At 35.2% G+C, this 3,328-nt stretch carries 3 protein-coding genes; all 3 read right to left on the reverse strand.

What is annotated here, in order from left to right; all coding sequences use genetic code 11:
- A partial coding sequence (locus JJE11_RS16870; RefSeq protein ID WP_291637715.1) for a class I SAM-dependent RNA methyltransferase occupies positions 1-1,115 on the reverse strand: 1,115 nt, incomplete at its 3' end.
- Between the two features lie 179 nt (positions 1,116-1,294).
- On the reverse strand, positions 1,295-2,578 hold the full coding sequence (gene uraA, locus JJE11_RS16875) for a uracil permease (protein WP_291637717.1): 1,284 nt from the start codon (positions 2,576-2,578) through the stop codon (positions 1,295-1,297).
- Positions 2,579-2,620: 42 nt separating this feature from the next.
- A complete protein-coding gene (gene pyrR / locus JJE11_RS16880; protein ID WP_291637719.1) occupies positions 2,621-3,157 on the reverse strand; it encodes a bifunctional pyr operon transcriptional regulator/uracil phosphoribosyltransferase PyrR in 537 nt (178 codons plus the stop codon).
- Positions 3,158-3,328: the final 171 nt, after the last annotated feature.

The following is a 3,328-nucleotide window of genomic DNA, read 5'->3' on the forward strand; positions in this document are numbered from 1 at the left end:
ACCTCTTTTATATATTGATAATAGTAACATAATAATCTTCCATTATATAATTTCCTGTTTTTATCTGATTTCTTTCCAAATTGCTTCTCAAACTCACGGTTAGATGTTATAACAAAGCAAGACCACTCATTTAAGTTTGAATACATTTCTCCAAGACCTTCATGAAGTTTTTTTACTTCTGCTTGCTCTCCCAATCTTTCTCCATATGGCGGATTTGTTATTATAACCCCATATTTCTGCCTAGACGTAAACTCTTGCATTGGTATTTTTTGAAATTTTATAAATTCATTTACTCCTGCTTTTTCAGCATTCTGACCTGCTGTCCTAAGTAAAGAGGCATCAATATCTGATGCTAGTATTTCAACTTTGTTTGGATTTATAGTTTTTCTTGCACCTTCTCGTACTTGCTCCCAAACATCCTTCTCTATATTGGGCCAAGTCTCACTCACAAATTCTCTGTTTAATCCTGGCGCCATGTTTTTAGCTATAAGTGCTGCTTCTATGGGAATAGTTCCTGAACCACAAAGTGGGTCTGCTAGAACTCTTGTGCTATCCCATTTACTTATTAGAACAAGTGCTGCAGCTAAGGTTTCCTTTAGTGGTGCTTCACCAGCATATTCTCTATATCCTCTCTTATGTAGTCCAACACCTGAGGTATCTACTGATAAAGTCACTATGTCTCTTAAAATAGCAACCTCTATTTTATACACTGGGCCATCTTCCGAAAACCACTCTTTATCATATTTTTTCTTCATTGATTCTACTACTGCTTTTTTTACTATGCCTTGACAATCTGGCACACTATGTAGCTGTGATTTTACAGATTTGCCTACGATATGCATCTTACCATCTTCAGGTATTAAATTACCCCAATCAACTGCAAGTGTTCCTTGAAATAAGTCTTCGAAGGACAATGCCTTAAATTCAGCCATCTTTATATAAAGTCTCTCCGCGGTTCTTAGCCAAGTATTGCATATAGCAATATCCATTTCATCCCCTTCAAAGGTTACTCTTCCGTTTTCCACATTTAAATTTTCATACCCTAGTACTTTTAGCTCTTTCGCTGTAACTGCTTCTATTCCAAAAGTAGTAGTGGCAATTAAAGTATACATCATATATTATCTCTCCCATTTCTTCTTTTCTTTATTGCTAGTATCACTCATATTATAATATCTCTATTTGTTACTATTGTCTAGAAATTTTAAATTATGCACATGAAAATCAGGTACATAAAAATAAAAGTGTCAGAATTACCTCTGACACTTAAGTTTATTTTTTTTATTTAAAAGCCTTGTTAATTATCCCCTGCCTTACTCTTTTCAGGTAAAACTAAGTTTAATATTACACCCACTAGCGTAGCTAGAGCAACCCCTGCAATGTCAACTTGCGCTCCTGCGAATGGGAACGTAATACCGCCTCCACCAATACCCAAAACTATTATCACAGATGCAATTATTAAATTTCTCTTTTTACTAAAATCAACTTTATCTTCCACAAAAATTCTAAAACCAGAGGATGCAATTATTCCAAATAACATTACACTAACTCCTCCAATTACAGGCAGTGGAATATTTGCTATTACTGCTGAAACTGGTCCTATGAATGATAATATGATTGCTATGATAGCAGCTCCTCCAATTACCCAAACACTGTAAACCTTTGTGATTGCCATAACCCCTATATTCTCACCATAAGTCGTATTAGGCGGCCCTCCTACAAAACCTGCAAATATTGTAGCAACACCATCTCCCAGTATTGATTTATTAAGACCTGGATCTTTTGTGAAGTCACGTCCTACAACATTACTTGTAACATATACATGTCCAATATGTTCAGCCAGGGTTACGAAAGCCACTGGTGCCATGAGCATAATTGCATTCATGTTAAAAGTTGGCATCACAAAACTTGGTAATGTAATAAATTTAGCAGACCCTATTTCCTTTAAAGCTTCGCTTGGAATTACTCCTAGGAATATAGAAAGTGCGTATCCAACTACCATTGCGATCAAAATAGGTACTACTCCGAAAAACCCTTTAAAATACATACTACCCATTATTGCTGTTCCTAGTGTTAACATTGATACTAATATCCATGTACCTCTAGATACACCTTCCAGCGCTGGGTCTGTAAATGTAGCATTTAGTCCTGCCCAATTTATTGCAACGCCAGCTAAGCTAAGTCCAATTACAATTACAACAGAACCTACCACAACTGGGGATAACGTTCTATCTAACCATTTGGTTCCTGCAATTTTAATAATAAAAGCTACGATTACATATACACACCCTGCAGCGATAATTCCTGATAGCATAGAACTTTGTCCATATAACTTTGTGGCTACACCCATAGGTCCTATAAATGCGAAGGATGATCCTACATATGCTGGTAGCCTAGCTTTTGTACATAAAATATACAATAGTGTTCCTACACCACTACAAAACAGTGCAATTGATGGACTAAGGCCTGTGATCATTGGTACAAGTATAGTTGCCCCCACCATAGCAAATAAGTGCTGGAGACTTAGCGGGATAGTCTTGAGTATCGGTAATCTTTCATCAACATCTATAAAATCTTTCATTTAGTTCCTCCTTTTAGTCTCGCTGGACTATATTAAAAAAGATCAAAGTTCAAATATACTTACTGAATCCTTTTCATCGATTTCTGAAAGTTCAACAGAAATCATTTCCTTGCCTGAAGTAGGTATGTTTTTTCCTACATAATCTGCTCTAATTGGTAGTTCTCTGTGTCCTCTATCTACTAAAACAGCTAATTGTATCATTTGAGGCCTACCCTTATCTATTATGGCATCGATTGCTGCCCTTACGGTTCTTCCAGTGTACAATACATCATCTACTAAAATTATTTTTTTTCCTATTACATCTATACCTAAATCTAAATCATTTAAAACTGGCTGATCATTTATTGATGTAAGGTCATCTCTATATAAAGTGATATCAACACTGCTTACTGGGACTTTAATTCCTTCGAACTGTTCTATTAAAAGAGCAATTCTTTCTGCAATTGGTACACCTCGTCTTTTTATTCCTACAAGTATTATATTTTCTATTCCCTTGTTCTTTTCAATAATTTCATGTGCTACTCTTGTCAATGTTCTTTTTATGGCTTTTTCATCTAATAACACTGATTTTAATTCCATAATTCCCCCCACCTTATAGTATTATTTATTCCTTGAGACCTAAGGCATCTGAAAGAAAAAAGCCTTTACCAAAAGGTAAAGGCATACTATACACACATAATAGTATTACTAGCTTTATCCTTATGATCTCTCTGGAACATTTAAAGGCATAAATATTATATTAAAAATATA

It is taken from the genome of Clostridium sp. (assembly GCF_016650095.1).
GTDB lineage: Bacteria > Bacillota > Clostridia > Clostridiales > Clostridiaceae > Clostridium_AD.